Below are 2,171 nucleotides of genomic sequence, written 5' to 3' on the forward strand. Positions count from 1 at the left end.
ACATTAACAAAATCATATACGACTCTGCGTTCACAACCCATAATCAAGTCAAGATTACGTAAGCCAATATCAAAATCGATAACGACAGTTTTCTTTCCTTTTAAGGCCAATCCTGTGGCAATTGCTGCACTGGATGTTGTTTTACCCACACCGCCTTTACCTGATGTGACAACAATAATTTGCGCCATTTATATGTATATCCTTGTATTTGCCGATTATTGGGGCAATGATTCAACAGTAAGAGATGCGCCTTCAAGGCGAACACAGCCTCTTTGACTTAGATCGTATTGTTGCAAATGTTCTGTCAACCAATACTGTCCAGCAATCGATACTAATTCTGCTTCTAACGAGTTAGCGATAATCACACTTTGATTATCTCCCGCAGCACCCGCCATGGCTTTCCCACGAAGAGCACCATATATATGGATGCTACCATCAGCAATGACTTCAGCGCCATTGCCAACCGCACCAAAAATGATTAAATCAGCATTTTGTGCGTATATTTGTTGTCCAGAACGCACATTTTGTTTAACAATTTTAGTTGCTCGTTCAGGTAACTCTGCTTTGCGGGCTTGTTTCCCTGACTTTACCACTGCAATTGCCATGCTCTTTGCTTGTTCAATTTGCTCAGCGCTTGCATCGGTAATGCCTACAATAATAAGATTTCGGTCAATTAATAATTGTTTTAGCGCATTAAAATCAATGTGGGTATGCTGAATGGCAGATAAATTTAATACCAAGGGTGCGCCCAAAAAGAACTGAGGAGCTTGAGCCAATTTGTTGTCTAATTCAGCCGCAATGATATCGAGATCGTTATGATTGATATGCAGCACTGATAATGTAAAAGACGTGGCCTTTAATTCGAGATTTTGTTTAGCCATCCCGGCGTGATTCTCCAATACTCAGCGATAAACTGATTTACAATTATTTTCTTGTGCCACCATGTTATAGTGTGCTTAGTTGACTATCAAGTTTGAACCTTTGGAAATTTACACTAAAATGATATGTGCAGTATATAAAAGCGGTCGAAGAGCAGATACTTACCTTTTTGTCAAAAAACGTGATGTTTTTGATGACGTTCCTGAACCGTTAATGGAAATGTTTGGTTCAAAGACATTAGTGATGATTGTACCTTTATCTAAACGAGACCATTTAGGTATCGCTGATATTGACAAAGTGAAGGTAGCATTAGTTGAACAAGGCTATTACTTACAAATACCACCACCACAAATTAATTTACTCGAACAACACAAACAAGAATTAGCTTTTAAGAAATAAGCTCATTCTTAAAGGAGTAATCAAGACGAATATGATTCAAAAAATCATTTTATGCGCATTTTTTTACTTCATTTGTTCTAATATTGCCATGGCGGAAGACAGCCGTGGCGAATTTACTGACTACTTGTTGGAACTACAGCAAAAGGCAATTGCCACTGGCGTTAATCAACTCACAGCAGAACGCTATATTGCTAATATTAAAATCTTCAAAAAAGCCAGCCTTAATACCCATTCAGACGAATCACAAACATTAGAAGACTTTATTCCCCAAGCTGTACCTGAAATTACCGTGAGTACTGCCAGAGCAATGTTTCAGCAGCACGAATCACAAATACAAAATTTAAGCCGAGCTTATCAGGTTCAACCACGTTTCCTGATGGCGCTATGGGGGATGAACTCTCGTTTTGGTGAACGTACAGGACGTTTTTCTGGGTTATCTGTTTTAGCCTCACTGGCTTATAAAGGCGATAAAGAAGCTTTTTACATTAATGAATTTATTGCAGCGCTTAAATTAATTGAACAAAAAAATATTACCGAAGATTTATTGCGGAGTTCTTCATCTGGGGCTATGGGGCAGATGCAAATGATGCCTAGCCAGATACTCCAATACGGTATAGATGCCGATAAAGACGGCATCATTAATGTCTGGGACAGTATGGATGATGCCTTTGAATCTACGGCTAATATGTTACATCAACAAGGTTGGCAATATGATTCTACATGGGGAAGACAGGTAAAAACGACCTTGATGTTAGATCCCAACTTACTTGGTTTACAAACACATCACACATTTCCACATTGGCAAGCCTATGGTGTCAGGCGTTTTGATGGTACAGATTTACCCCAACGTAATGACATGGAAGTATCATTAATTGCGCCGGATGGACCCAAAG

General features: G+C 39.1%; 4 protein-coding genes. 2 read left to right on the plus strand and 2 right to left on the minus strand.

What is annotated here, in order from left to right; translation table 11 throughout:
- On the minus strand, positions 1–188 hold a 188-nt coding region (locus CXF78_RS21110), incomplete at its 3' end, for a nucleotide-binding protein (protein ID WP_180957245.1).
- A gap of 27 nt (positions 189–215) precedes the next feature.
- A complete protein-coding gene (minC, locus tag CXF78_RS21115) occupies positions 216–881 on the minus strand; it encodes a septum site-determining protein MinC (RefSeq protein WP_011637203.1) in 666 nt (221 codons plus the stop codon).
- A gap of 118 nt (positions 882–999) precedes the next feature.
- Here minC and CXF78_RS21120 point away from each other — a divergent pair, with 118 nt between their 5' ends.
- Complete coding sequence (locus CXF78_RS21120) at positions 1,000–1,278, plus strand: YcgL domain-containing protein (RefSeq protein ID WP_011637204.1); 279 nt, start codon at positions 1,000–1,002, stop codon at positions 1,276–1,278.
- Between the two features lie 31 nt (positions 1,279–1,309).
- The coding region (locus CXF78_RS21125; RefSeq protein ID WP_102037862.1) for a lytic murein transglycosylase at positions 1,310–2,171 on the plus strand (862 nt) is incomplete at its 3' end.

Origin of the sequence: Shewanella sp. 11B5 (assembly GCF_002836795.1) — a bacterium.
GTDB classification, from domain to species: Bacteria; Pseudomonadota; Gammaproteobacteria; order Enterobacterales; family Shewanellaceae; genus Shewanella; species Shewanella frigidimarina.

Excerpts from the sequence above, each read along its gene's own strand:
- CXF78_RS21120 (WP_011637204.1), top strand. The coding sequence starts at position 1,000 with ATGATATGTGCAGTATATAAAAGCGGTCGAAGAGCAGATACTTACCTT.
- minC (WP_011637203.1), bottom strand. The coding sequence starts at position 881 with ATGGCTAAACAAAATCTCGAATTAAAGGCCACGTCTTTTACATTATCA.